This window comes from Olleya sp. ITB9 (genome assembly GCF_001315805.1).
In the GTDB taxonomy this organism is placed as follows: Bacteria; Bacteroidota; Bacteroidia; order Flavobacteriales; family Flavobacteriaceae; genus Olleya; species Olleya sediminilitoris.
This window is the reverse complement of sequence record NZ_BCBW01000037.1, coordinates 1-23,705: the sequence shown is the minus strand read 5'-3', so window position 1 is coordinate 23,705 and position 23,705 is coordinate 1. Positions and strand designations below refer to the sequence as shown.

At 31.2% G+C, this 23,705-nt stretch carries 22 protein-coding genes and 1 tRNA gene; 9 read left to right on the top strand and 14 right to left on the bottom strand.

Annotation, left to right across the window (positions count from 1 at the left end; all coding sequences use genetic code 11):
* Nucleotides 1-31: 31 nt before the first annotated feature.
* Nucleotides 32-616 carry a hypothetical protein gene (locus ITB9_RS10655; RefSeq protein WP_054852207.1) on the bottom strand — a complete coding sequence of 195 codons (585 nt, stop codon included), beginning with the start codon at nt 614-616 and terminating at the stop codon, nt 32-34.
* A gap of 202 nt (nt 617-818) precedes the next feature.
* Between ITB9_RS10655 and ITB9_RS10650 the strand changes: the two genes are divergently transcribed.
* On the top strand, nt 819-1,688 hold the full coding sequence (locus tag ITB9_RS10650) for an AraC family transcriptional regulator (RefSeq protein WP_054852209.1): 870 nt from the start codon (nt 819-821) through the stop codon (nt 1,686-1,688).
* A gap of 16 nt (nt 1,689-1,704) precedes the next feature.
* Nucleotides 1,705-1,878: a hypothetical protein gene (locus tag ITB9_RS15640; RefSeq protein WP_162874890.1), complete on the top strand. Its 174-nt coding sequence runs from the start codon at nt 1,705-1,707 to the stop codon at nt 1,876-1,878.
* Nucleotides 1,879-1,885: 7 nt separating this feature from the next.
* Here ITB9_RS15640 and ITB9_RS10645 read toward each other — a convergent pair whose 3' ends face one another.
* From ITB9_RS10645 to ITB9_RS10630, 4 genes are all read right to left on the bottom strand, one after another.
* Complete coding sequence (locus ITB9_RS10645) at nt 1,886-2,542, bottom strand: HD domain-containing protein (RefSeq protein ID WP_054852206.1); 657 nt, start codon at nt 2,540-2,542, stop codon at nt 1,886-1,888.
* A gap of 3 nt (nt 2,543-2,545) precedes the next feature.
* Nucleotides 2,546-3,532, bottom strand: coding sequence for an acyl-ACP desaturase (locus ITB9_RS10640; protein WP_054852205.1), 987 nt, complete (start codon nt 3,530-3,532; stop codon nt 2,546-2,548).
* Between the two features lie 4 nt (nt 3,533-3,536).
* Nucleotides 3,537-4,274, bottom strand: coding sequence for a 1-acyl-sn-glycerol-3-phosphate acyltransferase (locus ITB9_RS10635; protein WP_054852204.1), 738 nt, complete (start codon nt 4,272-4,274; stop codon nt 3,537-3,539).
* 109 nt (nt 4,275-4,383) lie between these two features.
* Nucleotides 4,384-4,794, bottom strand: coding sequence for a BrxA/BrxB family bacilliredoxin (locus ITB9_RS10630; protein ID WP_028288736.1), 411 nt, complete (start codon nt 4,792-4,794; stop codon nt 4,384-4,386).
* Between the two features lie 237 nt (nt 4,795-5,031).
* On the opposite strand from ITB9_RS10630, the gene ITB9_RS10625 reads away from it, so the two are divergent.
* Nucleotides 5,032-5,826 (top strand): TerB family tellurite resistance protein, encoded by a 795-nt coding sequence (locus tag ITB9_RS10625; protein WP_054852203.1) that lies wholly within the window; start codon nt 5,032-5,034, stop codon nt 5,824-5,826.
* Nucleotides 5,827-5,832: 6 nt separating this feature from the next.
* Here the strand turns inward: ITB9_RS10625 and ITB9_RS10620 are convergent, their stop codons facing one another.
* From ITB9_RS10620 to ITB9_RS10600, 5 genes are all read right to left on the bottom strand, one after another.
* On the bottom strand, nt 5,833-6,993 hold the full coding sequence (locus ITB9_RS10620; RefSeq protein WP_054852202.1) for a metal ABC transporter permease: 1,161 nt from the start codon (nt 6,991-6,993) through the stop codon (nt 5,833-5,835).
* Entirely contained in the window at nt 6,986-8,113 is a 1,128-nt protein-coding gene (locus tag ITB9_RS10615; protein ID WP_054852201.1) for a metal ABC transporter permease, read from the bottom strand. Before ITB9_RS10615 ends, ITB9_RS10620 begins: the two co-directional genes overlap by 8 nt.
* The gene (locus ITB9_RS10610) at nt 8,113-8,850 is read right to left on the bottom strand and encodes a metal ABC transporter ATP-binding protein (RefSeq protein ID WP_054852208.1); all 738 of its coding nucleotides are present in this window, start codon (nt 8,848-8,850) and stop codon (nt 8,113-8,115) included. Before ITB9_RS10610 ends, ITB9_RS10615 begins: the two co-directional genes overlap by 1 nt.
* A 141-nt stretch (nt 8,851-8,991) precedes the next feature.
* The gene (locus tag ITB9_RS10605) at nt 8,992-9,903 is read right to left on the bottom strand and encodes a metal ABC transporter solute-binding protein, Zn/Mn family (protein ID WP_054852200.1); all 912 of its coding nucleotides are present in this window, start codon (nt 9,901-9,903) and stop codon (nt 8,992-8,994) included.
* 41 nt (nt 9,904-9,944) lie between these two features.
* A complete protein-coding gene (locus ITB9_RS10600; RefSeq protein WP_054852199.1) occupies nt 9,945-12,194 on the bottom strand; it encodes a TonB-dependent receptor in 2,250 nt (749 codons plus the stop codon).
* Nucleotides 12,195-12,299: 105 nt separating this feature from the next.
* On the opposite strand from ITB9_RS10600, the gene ITB9_RS10595 reads away from it, so the two are divergent.
* Nucleotides 12,300-12,956 (top strand): metal-dependent transcriptional regulator, encoded by a 657-nt coding sequence (locus tag ITB9_RS10595; protein ID WP_054852198.1) that lies wholly within the window; start codon nt 12,300-12,302, stop codon nt 12,954-12,956.
* Between the two features lie 157 nt (nt 12,957-13,113).
* Here ITB9_RS10595 and feoB read toward each other — a convergent pair whose 3' ends face one another.
* The 3 genes from feoB to ITB9_RS10580 form a co-directional block, all read right to left on the bottom strand.
* The gene (gene feoB, locus ITB9_RS10590) at nt 13,114-15,213 is read right to left on the bottom strand and encodes a ferrous iron transport protein B (RefSeq protein WP_054852197.1); all 2,100 of its coding nucleotides are present in this window, start codon (nt 15,211-15,213) and stop codon (nt 13,114-13,116) included.
* Nucleotides 15,213-15,443 (bottom strand): FeoA family protein, encoded by a 231-nt coding sequence (locus tag ITB9_RS10585; RefSeq protein ID WP_028288727.1) that lies wholly within the window; start codon nt 15,441-15,443, stop codon nt 15,213-15,215. Before ITB9_RS10585 ends, feoB begins: the two co-directional genes overlap by 1 nt.
* Before the next feature lie 72 nt (nt 15,444-15,515).
* On the bottom strand, nt 15,516-16,190 hold the full coding sequence (locus ITB9_RS10580) for an SCO family protein (protein ID WP_054852196.1): 675 nt from the start codon (nt 16,188-16,190) through the stop codon (nt 15,516-15,518).
* Nucleotides 16,191-16,359: 169 nt separating this feature from the next.
* On the opposite strand from ITB9_RS10580, the gene rseP reads away from it, so the two are divergent.
* The gene (gene rseP, locus ITB9_RS10575) at nt 16,360-17,700 is read left to right on the top strand and encodes an RIP metalloprotease RseP (protein ID WP_054852195.1); all 1,341 of its coding nucleotides are present in this window, start codon (nt 16,360-16,362) and stop codon (nt 17,698-17,700) included.
* A 69-nt stretch (nt 17,701-17,769) separates the two neighbouring features.
* Nucleotides 17,770-17,843 (top strand) — tRNA-Asn (locus ITB9_RS10570).
* Nucleotides 17,844-17,976: 133 nt separating this feature from the next.
* Here the strand turns inward: ITB9_RS10570 and ITB9_RS10565 are convergent.
* On the bottom strand, nt 17,977-18,921 hold the full coding sequence (locus ITB9_RS10565; protein WP_054852194.1) for an NAD-dependent epimerase/dehydratase family protein: 945 nt from the start codon (nt 18,919-18,921) through the stop codon (nt 17,977-17,979).
* Between the two features lie 163 nt (nt 18,922-19,084).
* On the opposite strand from ITB9_RS10565, the gene ITB9_RS10560 reads away from it, so the two are divergent.
* From ITB9_RS10560 to ITB9_RS10550, 3 genes are all read left to right on the top strand, one after another.
* The gene (locus tag ITB9_RS10560) at nt 19,085-19,606 is read left to right on the top strand and encodes a hypothetical protein (RefSeq protein ID WP_054852193.1); all 522 of its coding nucleotides are present in this window, start codon (nt 19,085-19,087) and stop codon (nt 19,604-19,606) included.
* A 1-nt stretch (nt 19,607) separates the two neighbouring features.
* A complete protein-coding gene (locus tag ITB9_RS10555; RefSeq protein WP_054852192.1) occupies nt 19,608-20,120 on the top strand; it encodes a nuclear transport factor 2 family protein in 513 nt (170 codons plus the stop codon).
* 99 nt (nt 20,121-20,219) lie between these two features.
* Nucleotides 20,220-23,648, top strand: coding sequence for a T9SS type A sorting domain-containing protein (locus ITB9_RS10550; RefSeq protein WP_054852191.1), 3,429 nt, complete (start codon nt 20,220-20,222; stop codon nt 23,646-23,648).
* Nucleotides 23,649-23,705: the final 57 nt, after the last annotated feature.

Here is a 23,705-nt window from a genome sequence, read left to right as displayed (position 1 = left end):
TTTTTTTATAAGGCAAAAAATATTGTAGTTATTATAAGTTTACATCGTATGTAAATGTTCTATCATTAGCTGTAATTACTACTTTGTAATCGTCATCTTTATCTTCTAAAAGCTTAAATCTTTTTCCAATAGATGTTGTGTTTTTAATAGTTTCGCTATAAATAGTTTCAGAATCTTTATATAAAATCTCAATAGAATAGTCTGACTTTTCTGCATTAAAAGCAGTAATGTAAATTGTATGGTTGTCACTACTAACCTTTGGCTTGTTTATTACAGATAATTGCTTTTTGTTAAAAGTCACTTTATTAGCTTCTACTATAAAAGGGTAGATTCTAATTTGGTAATTTTTATCTAATTCAAAAATGTAATTTCCGTTTGGTAAGGTTGTTAAGTCAAAAGACTTGTTGTATTCTCCACTTGTTTTAATAGCTTCTTTATAAAGAATTAATCCAAAAGCATCTTTTACAAGTAATTGGTCGCCTTCATTTACATTATCAAACATCAAGAGTGTCTTACCATCCTCTTTGTTAAATAAAGTTTCCATCTCTGTTGCTGTGCTGCTTAGTGTAGCAAATACGATTGCTAATACTAATAGGTTTTTTGTAAAGTTTTTCATAATCTCAATAGGTTTACTGATTATGTTGGCAAAGTTAGAATACAAAAGCAGTTTAAATAACATTAGAATTATCAAATATGTGTGCTATATTAACAAGATTATTATTAACGAAAACGTTATAGGTTAATTTAGTATATTTTAGTGTTAACTTTGCATATATTTGCAAACTAATAATTATTACATTTATTTAAAGTTTTTTAAATTGAATACAAAACCTACATTTAAAAAAATTACACCAACTTTTGGAAGTTCGGTAATTGCTGTGCATAAAACTAAAAAACGTAAGCGCAGTGAGGCTTTTTGGCACTTTCATCCAGAGGTAGAGATGGTTTATGTTAATAAAGGAAAAGGAAGACGACATATTGGTAATCATTTATCTTACTTTAATAATAGTCAGCTAATATTAATAGGCTCTAATTTACCACATAACGGATTTACAGATCGATTAACTTCTAAAGGAAAAGAAACATTAATACAGTTTCATCCAGATTTTTTAGGACAATCAATTAATAATCTACCAGAATTAAAAAACATCTTGCAGTTATTAGAACGTGCAAAGCATGGCATTTTGTTTAAACCAGAAATAAAAAGTGTAGTAGGCCCAAAAATAGAAAAGCTACCAAAATATGAAGGAATAAAACGTATTACTAAATTACTTGAAATTTTAGAGCTTTTAGCTTTAACTAATGACTATATATTACTTAATGAAAATGGTTATGTTCTTGAAACACAACCACAGGATACAGATAAGATAGATAAAGTTTATAAATACGTTAACAAAAATTTTCAAGAGCATATTACATTAGATCAAATATCAGATCATGTAAACATGACTGTTCCTGCTTTTTGTAGATACTTTAAAAAAATAACCAACAAGACTTTTACACAATTTGTAAACGAGTATCGTGTGTTTTATGCAACCAAATTATTAACAGAGAGTCAAAGTAGTATTACTGACATTTGTTTTGAATGCGGTTTTAATAATTTTTCTCATTTTAATAAAGTGTTTAATGATGTAGTTGGTAAGCCTGCCTCTAAATATAGAAGTGAAATTAAAGCAATGATCCAGTAATAAAAAGATTGTAATTATGAATGATAAAATTGAAATAGCTCTTAAATACTATAACCAACAGCGTCAAAGTATTTTAGATACTGTAAATGGTAATAGTAGTTTAACAGCAGATCAAATCATTCATTTTGGAGAAGAAATGTCTATTCTTGAATATAAAATTACAGCTTTAGAAGTCGCCAAAGAAAATTAATCTTAATTTATTTTTCTCCATTCCACTCATCATAAAATTGGTCTAAAAAGCCAACCATATATTCATGACGTTTTTTAGCAATGCGCTGACCAGTTTTGGTATTCATGGTATCTTTTAATAGTAATAGTTTTTCGTAAAAATGATTTATTGTAGGCGCTTTAGAGGCTTTGTATTCTGCTTTTGATAAGTTTAAATTGGGTTTAATATCAGGATCATAAAGGGTTCTGTTTTTAAAACCACCATAATTAAATGTCCTTGCTATACCAATTGCACCTAACGCGTCTAAACGGTCAGCATCTTGTACAACATCTAACTCGTTTGACTTGAATACGTCAGTTTTACCAATGTTTGAACTGTATGAAATGTTTTCAATAATTTTAATAACATGATTTATAGTAACAGAATCCACATTGTTTTTTACTAAAAAAGCACCAGCAATTTTAGGGCCAATAGTACTGTCTCCATTATGAAATTTACTATCTGCAATATCATGTAATAAAGCGCCAAGCGCAACAACTAATAGGTCTACAGTTTCGCCTTTAGCAATTAGTAAGCTGTTATTGTAAACTCGCTGTATATGAAACCAATCGTGACCACCTTCGGCATCTTTTAAAGTCTCTTTTACAAAAGTTTTTGTGGCTTCGATTAAATCATGATTTAGCATATATTAAAGCTTTGCTGGTTCGACCCACTTAAATTGGTATGAGTTTTCTGGTATTTTAATTCGGTCTGCTAATCTCATCATTCTATTAGGTAGCTTCATTAAATAATCTCTTGCTTTTTCAGCTTCGTCTGAAAGATTGGTGATTTTATCAATTTCCCAACGGTTAATTAATTTTTGTAAAATATCTACATAGTCCGTTGAGGTATATACACCAATACGTTGAGCAGTGTTTGAAAATTCTTCAAAAATAGTACCTATTTTACCACCAGATTCTCTTAAAAAATGGGCAGGCATTGTAATTTTTTGTTTCATCATGTGTTGAAACGCTAACATCATTTGGCTAGGATCTACTTTAAAAATTCGTTCTACAAACTCGCTGTAGGCATGATGATGTCTCATTTCGTCTCCAGCAATAATTTTACACATTCTTGAAAGCTGTTTGTTGCCTTTAGCTTTTGCAAGCTTAGCAACACGATTGTGTGACACGTAAGTTGCTAACTCTTGAAAACTAGTATATACAAAGTTTTTATAAGGATCTTGTGCTGTGCCAATATCAAAACCGTCTGCTATAAGATGTTGTGTCGTTTGCTCAATCTCTTTCATATTTACACGTCCAGAAAGATATAGGTATTTGTTTAGTACATCTCCATGTCTATTTTCTTCAGCAGTCCAGTGTCTAATCCATTTTGACCAACCATTACGTTCTTGTTGGTTAATACCTTCCACATCCATTAACCAAGATTCGTAAGTTGGTAAAGCTTCTTCAGTAATCATATCACCAACTAAAACAACCCAAAAATCGTATGGTAATTCTTTTGACAATTCTCTTATTTCTTTAACATCGTCTATAAAAGTATCACTTTCAGAGTTTGGTAAAAAATCTGTTGGTTGCCAAATGGTTTCAACAGGAATTAAATATTTTTTTATCAATGATTCAACGTCTTTTTCTAAAAAAGACATCACTTCTAATCTTACGTTTTTTAATGACATAATGTTATATTTTAATACTATTTTTAATAGTAGTTTCTATATGATTTAATAGCTCTTGGGTTGTATTAAAATCATTTAATTTTACAGGTTTATGAGCTGTAAATGTAATATTGTTAAATATTCCCATTGGAAATTTTCCGTAGCGTAAATTTTTCCAAGAATTATTTATTGTGACAGGGACAATTATTGCACTTGGTATATATTTTATTAAGGTTTCTAGTCCTTTGGTATGAAAGGGTTTTGGGTGTCCATCACGACTTCTTGTGCCTTCAGGAAAAATAACAGCAGCACGATTTGTAGTTTCAATATAATCTGCAAATTTTCTGATAGCAACTATGGATTGTCTTGGGTTTTTACGGTCAATTAAAACCGAACCACCATGGCGTAAATTATAAGATACGCTAGGTAAGCCTTTACCAAGTTCTTTTTTGCTAACAAATTTGACATGATGTTTTCTAAAATACCACATTAAAGGTGGTATATCTGCCATGCTTTGGTGATTAGATACAATTAAAACGGGTTGAGTTATATCTAATTGATATGGATTAATAAATTTTTGGCTAGTACCTAAAAGGTTTACACAACGCATCAAGAAAAACTGTAAGTAGTCTACACTTTTCTTGTGTGCTTGATAGCCAAAAACATTAAAACAGAACCATTGAATTGGGTGAAAAATAACCAAGGATAATCCAAAAAAAAGGAAATAAATAATTGATAAGGGATAGGCAATAATTTTTCTCATTACGTCATAAAAGTTCTGTATGTCAAAAATAAAAAAACCACGTTTATTAAACGTGGTTTTTCACTAATACTTAGCTTTTGTAATGCTAAATTTATGATTTAATAAGGGCTTAGCAATGCTCATTGTAAGCATCCATAAGGTTTTCAGCAATTAATTCTGCTGGTCTACCTTCAATATGATGACGCTCTAACATGTGTACTAACTCTCCGTTTTTAAATAAAGCCATGCTTGGAGAGCTTGGAGGAAAAGGTACCATGTGTGCTCTTGCTTGATCAACAGCTTCTTTATCAACACCTGCAAAAACAGTAACAATGTTACTAGGTTTTTTTGCATTAGCTAAACTCATTGTAGCTCCTGGTCTTGCATTAGCAGCTGCACAACCACAAACCGAGTTTACCACTACTAAAGTTGTGCCTTCTTTAGCAAGTGCTTCATTTACAGCATCAGCTGTGTGTAATTCTTCAAAACCAACTTTGGTTAAATCCTCACGCATTGGTTTTACTAATTCTGCTGGATACATATTTTTGTGTTTTTTTATTTGTAAATCTATCTCAAGCAAAGATAGTCAAAAACCATGCAAATGTTATTATGGCGTTACTTGATAAAGTTTATGGTGTCATAAGGTCAGGTTATGCCTTCTTTCAAATTAATAAAACATAAAATTTTTACACTTATTTATTAGTAAACTGTAGTAACAAAAGCCATTTTAAGTCTACTAACAATGTAGTATCTTTACTTTTTAAATAATTATTAAAATATGGCAGGATTAAAATGGATAGGAGCAACTTTAGGTTGGTCTTTAGGAGGTCCAATAGGAGCAATTATAGGTTTAGCAATTGGAAGTCTTGGAGACGCTATGTCTGATAAAGGGAATTTGTTAGGTTCGGGTAATCCAAATACGCAACAAAAACAAGAACCAAAATATAGAACACGTCCTAATTACAGGACTCAACAACAAAGACGAGCACAAACCACTTCAGGAGATTTTGAGGTTAGTTTATTAATATTAGCATCTGTGGTTATTAAAGCCGATGGAAAACAAGACGAACGTGAGTTAGATTTTGTTAGAAATAAATTTGTTGAATTATACGGAAAAGATAGAGCTAATAAAGCTTTTAAGTTATTTAAAAAAGTAAGTAGCCAGAGTATATCTACAAGAGATGTATCCATGCAAATTCAGCAAATGATGGATCATTCTTCACGTTTACAATTATTACATTTTCTATTTGGGATTGCAAAAGCAGATGGAATGGTTACTGATGATGAAGAAGATCAAATACATAGTATTTCTAATTATTTAGGTATTAGTAATCGTGACTATTCTAGTATAAAAGCCATGTTTTATAATAGTGTTGATAATGCTTACACTATTTTAGAGATAGATAAATCAGCTTCTGTAAATCAGATAAAAAAAGCATACCGAAATATGGCTAAAAAATATCATCCAGATCGTGTAGAGCATTTAGGAGAAGAGCACAAAAAAGGAGCAGAAGATAAATTTAAGCAAGTGCAAAAAGCGTACGAGTTTATTCAGAAAGAAAGAGGGTTTTAATTGTGACTACCCTCTAAACAAAAAGAAATCGTCTTTCATATCCTCAATTTGAGCATCTTCATTAGTGATAATATAATCTATAGCTTTTGAGGTAAACGTATCTCCTTTTTTTGTTAAAGAAACAACATTATTTTCCACAAGAATCATATTGTTTTTAAGAGCCAATTCTAATACAGTTTTGGCTCTTACTTTTTGCCAATTTATGTGTTCGCGTAAATGGTTTACGTGACGTTCTTCAACTTCAGTATGGTTTTTTAAATGTAATAAAAAGGTTAGTAAGCTAACTTCTGTACGTTGTTGTTTTTCGCGATACATAACCGCTATTACACCTTTACTTGGAGCAAATAAATAGACAGCTAAAAATATTAAACCTAACATTGTGGTAATGGATCCTGCAATGGAAGCATCTAATAAATGTGCCAACCAATAACCAGAAATAGCACTAAATACTCCAAAAAATACTGCTAAAGCTAGCATCTTTTTTAAGTTGGTAGTTAGTAAATAAGCGGTTGCAGCAGGAGCAATCATTAATGCTACAACTAAAATAGCTCCAACAGCATCAAAAGCACCAACCGTTGTCACGGAAGATACTGTCATTAATCCATAATGTATAATTGCTGGAGAGAATCCTAATGAAGCTGCTAAACCTTTATCAAAGGTGCTTACTTTCAATTCTTTAAAAAAGGCAAATAGTAAAAGGATAGTTATTAATAGTATTGTTCCAATTATCCATAGTGATTTTGGTCCAATATCAACACCAGAAACGATTAGTCTATCAAATGGAGCTAAAGCCAATTCGCCTACCAAAACCGCATCAACATCCAAGTGGACATCATTAGCATTTTTAGCGATTAATATAACACCAATACTAAATAATGCAGGAAATACTAAACCTATAGCTGTGTCTTCTTTTACTAAACCTGTTTTTTGGATATATTCTACTAACACCACTGTGATTACACCAGTTAATGCAGCTAATACAATTAATAATGGCGAATTTAAATCTTGCGTAATAAAAAAACCAACAACAATTCCTGGTAAGATGGAATGGCTTATTGCATCGCTTATCATTGCCATTTTACGTAGCACTAAAAAGGTGCCAGGAATAGCACATGCAATAGCAACTAAACTAGCAATTAATTGTATTTCTATTTGAGCGCTATTCATCTTTTGTTGATTGTTTTGTGTAAAGGTTGGAAGCAGTTTCAAAACCTATTTTTGTCAGACTCCACATGTTCCCATCTAGTGTTACGTAATTTTTTTCGACTAACTTTTGAAGTGTTTTACGTGTAAATCCTTGAAAGTTATTAAGAAGTTTTATGGTATGAGGATGCGAAATGTTTTCGTGTGTTTCAGCAATATGGTACATAAAAGCTAAGGTTTTATGAAGTTCTAAATCGCGTCTGTTTTTTATAAATCTAATCTGTTTAAATAATAAACCACGACTAGGAGAAAATACAAAAGAAATTACTACAAATACAGCTGCTACTAATACAATGACAGGTCCTGTAGATAGGTTGGTTTGACTAGCGCTTATGGCTGTTCCAAAGACTCCTGAAAACGCTCCGAATACAGCTGCTAAAAGCACCATTTTTGATAAGCTATTAGTCCATTGTCGTGCAGCAGCAGCAGGAGCCAGTAACATGGCGCTCATTAAAACAACACCAACTGTTTGTAGTCCTAAAACTATAGCCAAGACTATAAAACTGGTAATTAAAATATCGATGACTTTAGTGTTAAAACCTAAGGTTTTAGTGTAATCGGCATCAAAGAGTAAAATTTTAAATTCTTTCCAAAATAGCAACAATACAAATAGGCATAATCCTGTAACTATAGCCATTAGCCAAACATCGCTTTCAACTAAAGTTGCAGCTTGACCAAATAAATATTTATCTAAACCTGCTTGATTAGCATTGGGTTGTTTTTGAATAAAAGTCAGTAATAACATACCAAACCCAAAAAAGAGAGATAATATTAGTCCTAAAGCGGTATCACTTTTTAGATGTGTTTTTTTGACGATACCTCTAATCCAAAAGGTTCCTATTAATCCACTTATTAAGGCTCCTAAAAGTAAAGTGTTGCTGTCTTTTGCACCTGTTATTAAAAATGCAATTGCAATTCCTGGTAATGCAGCATGTGATATAGCATCTCCAAGTAAACTTTGTTTTCTAAGTACAGCAAAACTACCTAACATACCAGTGACTGCACCTAAAATTGCTGTTCCAAGTGTAATGGTTCTTAATGTGTAGTCGCTAAATACTAAAGAAAAATATTCTTGTAAATCCATTATTCTTGAATACTTACTTTATAGTTTATACCATAAGTCTTGGTTAAGTTATCATCGTTAAAGATGTCTTTAACAGGACCTGTTGCTATTTTTTTTACATTTAAAAAAGTTACCCAATCAAAATATTCGGGAACGGTTTGTAAATCGTGATGTACTACAATGACTGTTTTTCCGGCTTTACGTAATTCTTTTAAAATATTAATAATAGCAATTTCTGTGGTTGCATCTACACCTTGAAAAGGCTCGTCCATAAAATAGATTGAAGCATTTTGTACTAATGCTCTAGCTAAAAATATACGTTGTTGTTGTCCACCAGACAATTGGCTAATTTGTCTGCCTTTAAAGGGTAACATGCCTACTTTTTCTAAAGCTTCTAATGCTGTTTTTTTTTGCTTTTGTCCTGGACGTTTTATCCAACCTAAACTTCCATAAGTGCCCATTGTTACAACATCTAAAGCTGTTGTTGGAAAGTCCCAATCCACACTTCCTTTTTGTGGTACATAGGCTACTAGTTTGCGTTGTTTATTATAAGGTTTGTCATAAATAGTGACGCTTCCTGCTATTGGTTTTAATATGCCTAAAATAGATTTTATTAGTGTTGATTTACCAGCTCCATTTGGTCCAACAATAGCCATAAGGACGCCTTCTGGGATTTCTAAATCAATATCCCAAAGTACGGGTTTGTAGTTGTATGCTACTGTTAGGTCGTCTACTTTTACTGCTATCTTTTGTTTCATAACTGTTTCCCAAGTCATTGGGAGTTTTACTAAATTAAAAATATATTCATTTTTATTTAAAAAAAACGAATCAAAAAAATATAGTTACAGCAAACTTGTTTCAGGAGCTTATTATTTGAAATAACTATTGTTTATACCAATTTACTTCAAAGCATTAACTATAGTGTTTACATTGTACTCAAACATACCAATGTAAGTCCCTTCTATGGTTCCTGCGCTTCCTAATGCATCAGAATATAATGTTCCTCCAATTTGTACATCATGACCTTTTGAGTTTACTGCTTCTTGTAGCGCTTCAATGGTACGTTTTGGTACAGAGCTTTCAACAAAAATGGCCTTCAGTTGTTTTTCAATTATAAAATTAGCTAAATTTTGAACATCTTTTACTCCAGCTTCAGTTGCTGTAGATAAACCTTGTAAACCTACGACTTCAAATCCGTAATTTTTTCCGAAATAATTAAAGGCGTCGTGCGCAGTTACTAATATGCGTTTGTCTTTTGGAAGCGTTTCAATTTTAGATGTAATTGTTTTTTGTAAAGCATTTAACTTGTCTAAGTACTCAGTTTCGTTAGCTTTATAGTAATCAGCATTTTTAGCATCCTTTTCGATTAAAACAACAGTAACTTTTTGAGCAAACTGCTTAAAATATTCAATATTAAACCAAACATGTGGATCGTAATTAGAGGTAAAATAATCAGACCCAATCAAGGTTGTTTTATCTATTTCTTCTCCTAAAGCTATTGGTGTTTTTGTTTTACTTCCCATTTTTTCAAATACCTCTACAAGTTTTCCTTCTAGGTGTAATCCGTTATAAAATATAACGTCTGCATTTACTAATTTGGTTACGTCACCTTCACTTGCTTTGTATAAGTGAGGATCCACACCACTTCCCATTAAACCATTAACATTGATACTGTCTTTACCAATGTTTTTTACTAAATCAGTAATCATTGTGGTTGTAGTCACAATATTTAACTTTCCGTTATCTTTTGCATTGTTATTACAGCTAAAAAAACCTAAGGTTATTATGGAAAGGAGTATTGTTTTTTTCATTGGTCTAAATATTTATTACGAAAGTACTAAAATACAAACAATTAGTTTAATGTATATCTTATACCTAGGAAAACTCGTCTACCTTGGTTTGGTCCGTAAACATATGAAGGATCAAATGTTAATCCGTAAGGGTTGTCTGGTGTTGCTTGTGCATTACCTTGAGCATCAAATTGTACATTGTCGTCAAATGGATCATCTGCTCTGGCAATAATAAATGGATTGCCATTATTAGGTGTCCAATTTAATAGGTTTTTAGCACCTCCATAAATTTCAAAATTTTCAAGACCATCATAAGTTGCCTGTATATTTTGGATACTCCACGTAGGTGAATATTCTTGTCTAGGATCCAAATTACTTAATAATGGTAATCGCATTGGTCCATAAATGTTTCCTGTATAGTCAAAGGTTAAATTTGTTGCATAGTTTTTATATGAAAAATACCATGTACCTGTAAACTTTTCGGTTAAAATTTGTCTTGTTGTTACGTCGTTTTCAGTTTGGTTTACATCCTGAAATGTTATACCCAAACTTCCTTTTATACCACTACCAAAAATGGCATCGACATTTAAACTGGCTCCTTTTGAGGTAGAATAACCATCTAAATTATCATAAATTATTTGATTAGGATTTGTGTCATAATCTGGTATAATGGCATTTGTAAAATGTGTGTACCACAAGGACGCATCTACAGTGAAAATCATGCCTTTTGTTGTGTATATTTTTTTTAGGTAGTTAAGGTTGATGTTATACGATTGTTCCGGATTTAAAGTTTCTTCAATAACAACATCTCTAGATCCTGTAAGTGCTGCATGTTCTTCTGTAAATAAATTAACAACTCTAAAGCCTGTTCCTGCATTAACCCTAAATATATCATTATCTGTTGGTTTATACCTGTAAGCTAACCTTGGTGTTATTATTGAACCATGTCTCTTATCATAGTCATACCTAAGTCCTAATAAAAGTTTTTGTTTTTCTGTTAAGGTTATTTCATCTTGTACGAATACCGAAGGAATAAATATTTTATCGGCCTCAATAGTTGCTGTTGTGTTGTCATTATAGTAATTGTAGCGTCCTGTTATACCAAATAATAAATCATTATTTTTTGTTGGTTTGTCCCAAGTTAATTGTCCAAAAGCAATACGTTGTTGTGCTAAATAAGGTGTGTCACCATACACTGAATTTTGATCATGATCTGAATATGAAAATTGAAAATTCATGTTTTCTTTTACAGGAAGTTGGTATTCACCAAGTAGTTCATATCTAGTTGTGTAAATGCTTTCACCATAGACTTCATTTCCTCCTCTATAACTTTTGTTCCATTGTAGTTCTCCTCCCCAACGATCTTCATAAAAAAAGCGACCAGCAACAGATAATTTTTTATTGCTTTTACGTTTAAAGTCCCATTTTTGAAAAACAGAAATACGATCCTGTAATGTTAAGTCTGTAAAATTGTCGTTGTTATTATCTATTAGATTACTATAGTTAAAATAATTAGCACCTACCAAAACACTTGCTTTTTCACCAACATTAGTTTTAAAACCAATATCTGTATTTATTTCTCCCCAACCACTAATATTGCTGTCAGCAAAAAATATAGGAGCATTGTCAGGATGTTTAGTAATGACATTTATTAAACCACCAACAGCTTCACTACCATACAAAGACGAAGCAGGACCTTTGACAATTTCGATTTGATCTATTAATGAATTTGGTATTCCTGACAAGCCATAAACCGTAGATAAACCACTAACAATAGGCATCCCGTCTATTAGTACTAAGGTGTAAGGTCCCTCTAAACCATTAATGTGTATGTCTCCAGTGTTACATACGTTACAGTTTAGTTGAGGTCTCACTCCGTTTACATTTTGAAGCGCTTCAAAAATATTTGGTGTAGGATTCTTTTTTAAAAAAGCGCTAGTATAAACTTCAACAGGAACAGGGCTTTCTAATCTGTTAACTGTTTTTAAAGTTCCAGTAACAACGACTTCATCCAACGATTGATTTTGGATTAAATCAAAATTTATTTTCAAATTATTTTTTATGTTAATCCTTTTTCTAATGGTATTAAAACCGGTAAATGAAGCTATAAGTGTGTATTGTCCTTCTTTTATGTTTTGGATGTTAAAGTAACCATTATCTGTGGTTGTAGTCCCTTTTTTTGTGCCTTCAAGATAAACGTTGGCAAAGGGTAGAGGTAGTCCTTCTGAGGTAACTACTCCTGATATTTCATAATTATTCTGAGCTTGACTATAAGCTGAAAAACAAAAGAAAATCGCAACAATATACTTCATGTCTTAAAATATTTTTTTACAAATATAAATACAAATTTAGATTAATCTAAATTTAATGTTTGTTTTATTTAATTCTTATATTTGCTATCTAGCTATTTTAGGTTTATGATTACACTAACAGAAGAAAATTATATTAAAGCAATTTATCATTTAGGTAAACAAGGTACAGAGGTTGTTAGTACCAATGCTATATCAGAATCTATACACACAAAAGCATCTTCGGTTTCTGATATGCTTAAAAAATTATCTGAAAAAGGGTATGCTAATTATGTAAAGTATCAAGGTGTTAATTTAACCGAAAAAGGTCAGTCTGTAGCAATCAACATTATAAGAAAGCATAGGCTTTGGGAAGTGTTTTTGGTAGAAAAATTAAATTTTACTTGGGATGAAGTTCATGAAGTTGCTGAGCATTTAGAGCATATCAGATCAGAAAAATTGATTGATGAATTAGATGCTTTTTTGGAATTTCCTAATCATGATCCACATGGAGATCCAATTCCGGATAAACATGGGAATTTTAAACACATCGAAAAAATCATGTTATCACAAGCTATTATAGGTAAAACTTATAAATGTGTAGGTGTAGATGATACCTCTTCCGCTTTTTTGAGATACTTAGATAGTAATAACATTGCTTTAGGAACTAAGATTATTGTTGTCCAAAAAGAGCCTTACGATAATTCTGTTAAAATTAAGTTTGAAGATAATGAATTAATTGTGTCTCAAAACGTAGCTAAAAACTTGTTTTTAAAAGAAGTGTAGTTAATCGTAAAAATGTATAGGTTAGTGGCAGCCACAGTCGTCAGTACCACATGCTTTTTTGGATTTAGGTTTTAAGAAGTATTTTTTAAATAGAAAAAATAAAGCGAAACCTAATGTTATAAAAACTAATATGTTTTGAATAATACTGTTCATGATTTTATTTTAAAAATTGAAACGCTATTAATGCTGTTATATACGCAATAGCTGTCATGATTACTAATTGTAAGGTTGGCCACTTCCAGGTGTTAGTTTCCTTTTTGACAATTGCTAAAGTACTCATGCATTGCATGGCAAATGCATAAAACAATAGTAGTGATATACCAGAAGCAAAATTAAATAATGGACCACCTAAAATTGGATTGACTTCTCCAGCCATTCGGTTTTTAATGGTGTCTTCATCATCATTTCCAACACTGTAAATAGTGGCTAATGTACCTACAAAAACCTCTCTTGCTGCAAAACTACTTACTATTGCTATACCTATTTTCCAATCGTAACCTAAAGGTCTAATCACTGGTTCAATAGCATGTCCAGCAATACCAATAAAAGAGTGTTCTAACTTATGAGACGCTATTTTTTGGCTAATTTCTTCTTCATTTAAATTTTGAGACGCATATTCTGTTTTAATAATATTTTCAGCATCATTAAATTGTTCTCCAGGACCATAAGATGCTAAAAACCAAAGTATAATTGAAATGGCTAATATTATTTTTCCTGCTCCAAAAACAAAAGATTTTGTTTTTTCTAAAACTGTAAGTGCTACATTTTTAAATAAAGGTAGTTTATAGTTTGGCATTTCTACCACAAAAAAGGTTTTGCTCTTAATTTTTAAAACTTTATTTAAGATGTAAGCCGATAAAACTGCAGCTCCAAATCCTAATAAATACAACAACATTAAGGTTAAAGCTTGGTAGCTTAAACCTAGAAAACGTCCCTCAGGTATTACTAATGCAATAATAATTAAGTAAACAGGTAGTCTAGCTGAACATGTTGTAAAAGGAGTAACAAGTATAGTTATTAAACGTTCTTTCCAGCTTTCAATATTTCTAGTTGCCATAATTGCAGGAATCGCACAAGCAGTTCCAGAAATTAAAGGCACAATACTTTTACCACTTAAACCAAAACGTCGCATAATTCTGTCCATTAAAAACACGACACGACTCATGTACCCACTTTCTTCTAATATGGAAATAAACAAGAATAAAAAGGCGATTTGAGGTATAAATATCACAATTCCTCCTAATCCAGATATTATACCTTCGGCTAATAAATTTGTAAAAGCACCTTCAGGTAATGTGTTTTTAACCCAATCACTAAGGTTTGCAAATAGTCCATCAATTAAATCCATTGGTACTGTTGACCAATCATAAATAGCTTGGAAAATAACCAACAGTATTAAAAAGAATATAAGGTAACCCCAAACTTTATGAGTTAAAATACGGTCTAACCTAGATCTTAAATCAGTAGCCTGACTAGCGTCAATAGTTTGTCCTTTTTTAAGTGTGTTATTTATAAACTGATAACGTTTTATGGTTTCTTTTTGCTGTAAACGTTTTAAATCGTTTTTAGATTTAGTTTTAAAACTAGCAATAGCTTCAACTTCATTACGATCCATTTTTCCAAAATTCACATCTTGTGTTATTACTAACCACAATTTGTAAGTTAATTGATTTGGAAAGGCGTTTCTTAATTTATCGAAGTAATTTTTGTCAATTTCTGAAGCATTAAGGCAAGGTGTTGTTGGTAACTCTTTATAGTTACTAATTAGTAGCTTAAGTTTATCAATACCTTCATTTTTTCTAGTACTAATAACTGCTATTTTAGTTTTTAACTCTTCTTCTAAATGTTCAATATCTAGAGAGATTCCTTTGGATTTCATCCTGTCAGCCATGTTAATGACTAAAATTGTAGGGATCTCTAAATCTTTAATTTGAGTAAATAGTAGTAGGTTTCGTTTTAAATTTTCAACATCACTAACTACTACTGCAACATCAGGAAAATCTTTATCGTTTTTGTTAAGTAATAATTCTATAACTACGTTTTCGTCTAAAGACGAAGCGTTAAGGCTATATGTACCAGGAAGGTCAATAATATGTGCTTTTACACCTCTTGGTAATTTGCAAATACCTTCTTTTTTTTCGACTGTAATACCAGGATAATTTCCAACCTTTTGGTTTAAACCAGTTAAGGCATTAAAAACAGAGGTTTTTCCTGTATTTGGGTTACCAATTAAGGCAATATTAATTTGCTTACTCATTAAACTTCTTTTTCGATGATAATATGAATAGCGGTTTCTTTTCTTATTGCCAAGTGACTTCCGTTTATGTTTAAGTATAAAGGATCTGCAAAAGGTGCAACTTGAACTAGCTCGACACTATTACCAGGTAAACATCCCATTTCTAATAGTTTTAATGGAATTAAATGTGAAGATACGTCTATAATTACAGCGCGTTCTCCTCTTTTTAAGGTGTCTAGTGTATTATCCAAGCTTATTTAGATTGATTTTAAAGAAACAAAAATATGGCAAAATTTGTCGTTAAAAAAATTGAGAGCCAAAAACTAGTCTTTGTTCTCCTTTTTTAACTTTTTTATATCATTTAAAAGTTTGGTGATATCTTCGGCTTTTGTGCCATCATAATAGCCTCTAATTTGACTTTTTTTGTCAATTAGCATAAAGTTTTCGGTGTGAACCATTCCGTAATCATCAGGCATTCCGTCGTCTTTGACTGCTAAGTAGCTTTTTCTAGCCAATCTATAAATCTGACCTTTATCACCTGTAACTAGGTTCCATTTTTTGTCATTTACGCCTTTTTTTATTGCGTAACGCTTTAGTTGTGCAACAGTATCAATATCTGGTGTGACAGAGTGGGAAAGTAGCATAACTTCATCATCGTTAATAATTTCTTGTTGTATTTTTTCCATATTGCCAGTCATTATTGGACAAATAGTTTGACAAGTGGTAAAAAAGAAATCAGCTACATATATTTTATTCTTGTAATCTGCTTGTGTTATGGTTTTTCCATTTTGATTAATTAAACTAAAATCGGCAATTTTATGATAATTAATTTTGTGTTGTATGGTACTATCAACTAACTCCGTATTTACCATAGCAGGTTGATAGACAGGTAAAGGTTTTTCAACCTTTAAAATGTTATAAAATATTGAAATTATTATTATCGAAATGATGCTAAAAACAACAGCAAACCATTTGTAATCTTTAAAAAAAGAAAGCATTTTAAGTGTTTTTAATTTTGTAATGCAAAAATACAATGAAAACACAAGCTTGTCTTATGATATTACTCATAAAATTTGTTAATTCTTAAAAAGCAATAAAGCTATTACTTTTAATACTAAGTCTAAATAGTTACTTTTGGCGACTAATATAAAAGAATAGAAACACTACATGGAGTTTATTATAAAAATTGGACAATTCTTGTTAAGTCTGTCATTATTAATTGTTTTGCACGAATTAGGACACTTTATTCCTGCAAAAGCATTTAAAACTAGAGTTGAAAAATTCTACTTATTTTTTGATGTAAAATACTCGTTATTTAAAAAGAAAATTGGCGAAACAGTATACGGAATTGGTTGGTTGCCTTTAGGAGGTTATGTCAAAATTTCTGGTATGATTGACGAAAGTATGGATAAAGAGCAAATGGCTTTACCACCACAACCATGGGAGTTTAGATCCAAGCCAGCTTGGCAGCGTTTAATTATTATGTTAGGTGGTGTATTTGTTAATTTTGTGTTGGCATACGTTATTTATGTGGTTATGTCTTTTGCTTATGGAGATACAGATATTGATGCTGCAAGTATAAAAGGAGGAATGTTAATAGAAAACCCTTTGCTAACAGATATAGGTTTTCAAACAGGTGATCATGTTGTTAAAATTGATGACACTAAAATTATTAACGAATCTGATATCAGAAAAAATATTATAGGAGCCAACAGTGTTACTATTAAAAGAAACGGAACCGAAAAAACAATACTGTTACCAGTTGATTTTTTAGGACAATTATCCTCTAGTAAAGACAGGAGTTTGTTTGGTTTAAGACAACCTTTTATTGTTAGTAAAGTTTTAGATACGTCTCTTAATAAAGGTGTAGATTTAAAAGAAGGTGATGTTTTTATGTCTATTAATGGAAAGTCAGCCGAATTTTATGATCAAGTCTTACCTGTTTTAGAGCAGTCTAAAGGACAAACCATAGCAACTGTATTTAAAAGAGGCAATACAAACATTGAAAGAACTCTAAAAGTAGATGATAAAGGAAAGCTAGATATTTTAACCCAAACTAAAGCTTCAGATTTAGAAAAACTAGGTTATTTAAAAGTAGTAAGAAAAGAATATGGTTTTGCTGAAAGTTTTGGTGTAGGGCTTAACAAGTTTACTGGTCAAATCACATCTTACTTCGGACAATTAAAAGCAATCTTTAATCCTAGTACAGGAGCATACAAAGGTGTAGGTGGTTTTAAAGCAATTTACGATGTTTTTCCTAGTACTTGGAGCTGGCCAGCATTTTGGAGTTTAACAGCATTTTTATCTATTATGTTAGGTGTGCTTAATTTATTGCCTATTCCTGCTTTAGATGGAGGACATGTCATGTTTTTATTGTACGAAATTATCTCTGGACGTAAGCCAAGTGAGAAATTTTTAGAAAAAGCTCAGCTAGTTGGATTCTTCATTTTGATAGGGTTAGTGCTGTTTGCAAACGGTAATGACATCTTTAAAGCAATATTTAATTAAAAAAATTAAAAATTATTTTGCAGAACTTAAAAAAGCTTTTATATTTGCACTCGCAATAGCGAAAAACACTCCTCCTTAGCTCAGTTGGTTAGAGCATCTGACTGTTAATCAGAGGGTCCTTAGTTCGAGCCTAAGAGGAGGAGCAAGTTTAAACAAGCCACTAGAAATAGTGGCTTTTTTTATGGATTAAAGTCTAGCTTATTTTGTTAGTCAAAACGCATAAAAAAGCCTCTAGAAGTTAACTAGAGGCTGTATTGTATAGTAGTAGATGTTGTTTTATTTGTTACTTAGGTTTTTTAGCATGTCTTTAGTGATGCCATCTAAGTCAAACTGATGTTTCCAGTTCCAATCTTCTCTTGCAGAGGTGTCATCTATACTACTTGGCCAAGAATTAGCTATTTCTTGTCTAAAATCTGGCTTGTATGTGATTTCAAAATCTGGAATTTCTTTTTTAATAGCATTTGCTATTTCTTTTGGAGTAAAACTAATACCAGATAAGTTGTAAGAAGATCTTATTTTAACTTTTTCAGCATTAGCTGTCATTAATGCAACAGTAGCATCAATTGCATCATCCATATACATCATTGGTAAAGCTGTGTTTTCACTTAAAAAACATTCGTAGTTTTTATTTTTTAAAGCTTCGTGATAGATTTCTACAGCATAATCTGTAGTTCCTCCTCCTGGCAATGTTTTCCAACTTATAATTCCAGGATAACGTATACTTCTTACGTCAACACCATATTTTTCATTATAATATTCACACCAACGCTCACCAACTTGTTTAGTGATTCCGTATACTGTAGTTGGTTCCATTATGGTGTGTTGTGGTGTTTCCGTTGTAGGTGTGGTAGGCCCAAAAACAGCAATACTTGAAGGCCAAAATACTTTTTTAATAGCTTTTGCTTTAGCTAGATTTAAAACATGAAATAAAGATTGCATGTTTAGATCCCAAGCTTTCATAGGGTATTTTTCTCCTGTAGCACTTAACATGGCAGCCATTAAGTAAATAGTGTCTATATTGTGTTTTTCACAACATATTTTAATTGACGCATAATCCATAGCATCAATAATCTCAAACGTACCAGAATTTACTAATTCAATATTATTGTAGTTTAAATCGCTTGCAATAACATTATCCTTACCGTAAATGGATCTTAACTTGTATGTCAACTCAGATCCAATTTGACCTGCAGCACCTATAATTAATATTTTTTCGCTCATTTTTTTGGATTATTTATAAAATATGCACTCAAAAGTAATAACTATTTAAAGATTTTCTAATAAAAAAAATATAAAAGTGATTACAAAAAAAACAATTTTATCATTTAATAAGATTTAACTCTTTAAACTAATATATTTGTTTATCAAACGTATCAATTTAATTATGAGATTTTTTAAGCTTTCATTAGTTGTATTAGTGTTATTTACTGCTTGTAAAAAAGAAACCACTATCACTAAACCTGAAGAGGATTTAGGTGTTGTAGATAGTTTAAAAATAACTAAAGAAGATATCTCAAAAATTAATTATCAAGATATTGCTTTAGATGTAAAATCTAATCCTATTGTATCTAATTGGCAAGCTTATTTAGATGTTTCTAATGGTATACAAGCTTTAACGTTACCTGATTTTACTTTTTTTAATGCAGATGTAGATTTGTTTAATTCTACCTTAACAGATTTAGAAGAAACCATTCCAGAATCCATCAATACACAGGCTATAAAAGCTAGAGTTTTGGTTTTGAAAACTATGATGTTAAAATTTCAAGAAATTGAAAGTCTAGACACTAGTACTAAAACCGAATTGTTATTAGCTATTAAGCAAGTGTTTTTAGCGCAATCTAATCTTAATTTACAAATTAACAAGAAAGTAGAAAAAGATAGCCAAGTAATTGTAAAACCATATTAGTATGAAACATATAGCTATTAGTATTATTGTAGTTTTTTCATTCTTATCATGTAATACTAAAAAAAATAAGGCGAATAATGCTCTTACTAAACAAGCTATAAATATGAGTTTAGATGCATGGCATGACGCAGCAGCTAATGCTGATTTTGACGCTTATTTTGAAAGTATGACTTCTGATGCTATTTTTATTGGTACTGATGCAACAGAAAACTGGACTCTAAACCAGTTTAAGGACTATTCTAAACCTTATTTTGATAAAGGTAAAGCATGGAGCTTTAAAGCGCTTCAACGTAATGTATTTTTAAATGAAGATAATACTTTAGCTTGGTTTGATGAGTTGCTGGATACACAAATGGAGATTTGTCGTGGATCTGGAGTTATGGTTTTTAAAGACAATCAATGGAAAATACAGCATTATGTTTTGTCCATTACAATTCCTAATAGTAATGTCAAAACCATTGTAAACTTGAAAAAACAAACGGATAGTATTACTAAGCAAATTCTTAATAAATAAGGTTTAATTTATTTATAATGTGTTTTTTATCGATGTTTTTTGTTAAAACATCGTGTTTTTTGCCAAAAACAATTATTTTTGATAATAAATATCATTACTATGAAATATTTATTATCCCTTGGTTTTCTTTTTACCTTCACAATATCTTTTGCTCAGTTTAATCAAGACGCACCATGGATGTCTGGATTTAATACACAATCAAAACAGAAGTCTTTAAAATTTGATGAAGTAGTTAATGCGTTTAATGTCTATTGGGAAAATAGAGATCCAAATATTAAAGGTAGTGGATATAAACCTTTTAAACGTTGGGAAACATTTTGGACTAATTACGTAAAAGAAGACGGTACATTGCCAACCTCTTTAGAGTTATGGAACACCTATTTAGAGGTTACAAATAATAATGCTAGTAATAGAAGTAATAATATAATGGTTGACGAGAGCAATTGGTTACCTGTTGGCCCATTTTCTCATACCAATACAGGATCTTGGTCTCCTGGTCAAGGACGTATTAATGTTGTTGTTAAAGACCCAAATAATGATAATATAATTTATGCTGGAGCACCAGCAGGTGGTCTTTGGAAATCTACAGATGCTGGATTATCTTGGATTACAACTACAGATAATTTACCGCAAATTGGTGTCTCAGGAATAGCAATAGATAGTAACAATTCAGATGTAATTTATATAGCAACGGGAGATGATGATGCTGGAGACTCATATAGTGTTGGTGTCATGAAATCTATTGATGGTGGATTAACTTGGAATACTACAGGCTTAAACCCTAATAATGCTCCAAGTTCTATGAACGATATTTACATCAATCCTAACAATTCAAATATGTTGTGGGTTGCTACTAACAACGGAGTATTTAAAACTACTGATGCTGGTGTGACATGGACTAATGTTAATGGTACTCAAGGTTTTAATGTCAAGGATATTAAAATTAAACCTCAAGATCCTAATGTTATTTATATTGTAACAGCAAATAGTTTTTACAGATCTGTTAACGCTGGAGATTCTTTTTCTATTGTGACTTCTGGTTTAACTTCTAACGATACTTCAAGATATGTAATAGATGTAACACAAGCTAACCCAAACGTGGTGTATGTATTAGGTTCTACAAATGCTTACGGTTTTAAAGGTGTTTATAAGTCTTCAGATTCTGGTGTAAATTTTTTACAAGTAGCTGCAAACACAACCGATGTTTTTGAGTCTACTCAGTCTTGGTTTGATATGGCTTTTGCTGTTTCAGATACAAACGAAAACGAATTTTATACAGGTGTTTTAAATATATGGAAAGGTGTAGTTAATGGCACACAAACGTCTTTTACAAAACTAAATAACTGGAGTTCTCCTTTTGCTTCTTCATATTCTCATGCAGATATTCATTATTTAAGATTTTTTGACGACGAGTTGTATGCAGGTACAGATGGAGGTTTTTATAAGTCCTCTAATAAAGGGTTGAGTTTTACAGATTTAACTGCAGGTATGCAAATTAGTCAATTTTATAGAGTGTCTGTATCTAAACAAACTTCAAACAAAATGGTTGGTGGTTTACAAGATAATGGCGGTCATGCGTTTAATAACGGACAATGGCAGAACTATTATGGAGCAGATGGTATGGATACAGCTATTGATCCTGCAAACTCTTCTAATTACTATGGTTTTATACAAAACGGAAGTGGTCTATATGTTTCAACAGCTTCTGGGTCTAGTTTATCTGCCGAAATTAGCGCTCCTATTGGAGAAGACGGTAACTGGATTACTCCTTTAGCAATGAGTAGTGATAGTCAATTATACTCTGGTTTTAGTGCTTTATATAGACTTGAAAATAATAATTGGGTTGCAGTTTCGCCTTCTTTTGGAACTAATATAGATGTATTAGAAATCGATCCTATTGATGTTAATAATATTTATGTAGCGACTAATGCAACATTAAGAAAAAGTACTGACTCAGGTGTAACTTTTACTTCTATACAGCCATTTTCATCTAACATAACTTCAATAGAGGTAAACAATACGGATAATAATATTGTTTATGTGACTACCTCAGGTACAAATGGTCAAGTATTTAAGTCTGTAAATGGAGGTATTAGTTTTACAGATATTTCTAATGGTTTACCAAACGTGACTAAAAATAGTATCAAGCATCAAGATTTACATTCTAAAAACCCATTGTATTTAGGGACAAGTTTAGGTGTGTATCGTTATGATGATGATACTTTATTATGGGAGTTATTTAATATTGGATTACCAAATGTAGCAGTCACAGACATAGAAATTAACACTTTTGATAATAAAATAACTGCTGCAACATATGGTCGTGGTGTTTGGCAATCTGAAATACCAACCCAATTAGCTCCAACAGACGTAAAATTAGTTAATCTATCTGGTATTAGTGATATTATAGATTGTAGTGATAATGTTTCACCTCAAGCAGAAATTAGAAATAATGGTATTAATACTATCACTTCAGTGGACTTTACTTATTACATAAACGGAGTGTCTAATAATTTTAACTGGACAGGTAATTTGGCTTCTGAAGCTTCAATAGTTGTAGATCTGCCTCAATTAAATTTGTCAAAAGGAAATTATACTTTCAAAGTTAGCTCAACGGTTACAAATGATGAATATGAAGTTAATAATAATTCCGAAGAAAAAATATTTTATGTAAATGATAGTGGTATTGTTGATGTTGTAAATACATTTGAAACACAACAGGAAGGACTTCTTGTTTTAGATGATGGTAGTGATACACAATATTGGCAACGTGGTATTCCAAATGGTTTAGCGTTAAACAATACAGGTGTTGATGCTCAAAATCAAGTATATGGTACTAATCTTAATGGAGATCATGATAATCTAACAAAAAGTTATTTAGTATCTCAATGTTATGATTTATCTATTCTTAGTAATCCAGAATTAAAATTTGATATGGCCTTTCAACTTGAAGACGATTGGGATATTGTTTATATGGAATATTCTTCAGATCAAGGTCTAACATGGAATTTATTAGGCTCTGCTTCAGACCTAAATTGGTACACAAGTGCAACAACAAGTGGACAAAATAATACTTGTTTTAATTGTCCTGGAGGACAGTGGACAGGAACTAACCCTCAATATGCTAACTTTAATGAATATAGTTATGATTTATCAGCTTTTAATAATGAAACAAATATAATGTTCAGGTTTGTTTTTCATTCTGACCAGTCAGTAGTTGAAGAAGGAGCTATAGTAGATAATTTTGTTATAACAGGAAATGTATTAAGTGTTAATGAGTTTGAAACAGCGTCCTTTTTAATTCATCCAAACCCATCAAAAGGTATTTTTAATATTAAGACTCAAAACAATCAAGATTTTGATATTGATGTTTATGATATAACAGGTAAAAAGATTGTAAGTATTGTAAAAGCAAAACCACAAAACACTAATTTTGTTTTAGATCTAAGTAGTTATTCTACAGGAGTGTATATCGTTAATATTATGACAGAACAAGCTGTTTTAACTAAAAAACTAATTGTTAACTAATTGTTAATTTAAACATAAAAAAAAGACTCATATCATCTTGAAGTTGCATTTTTGATA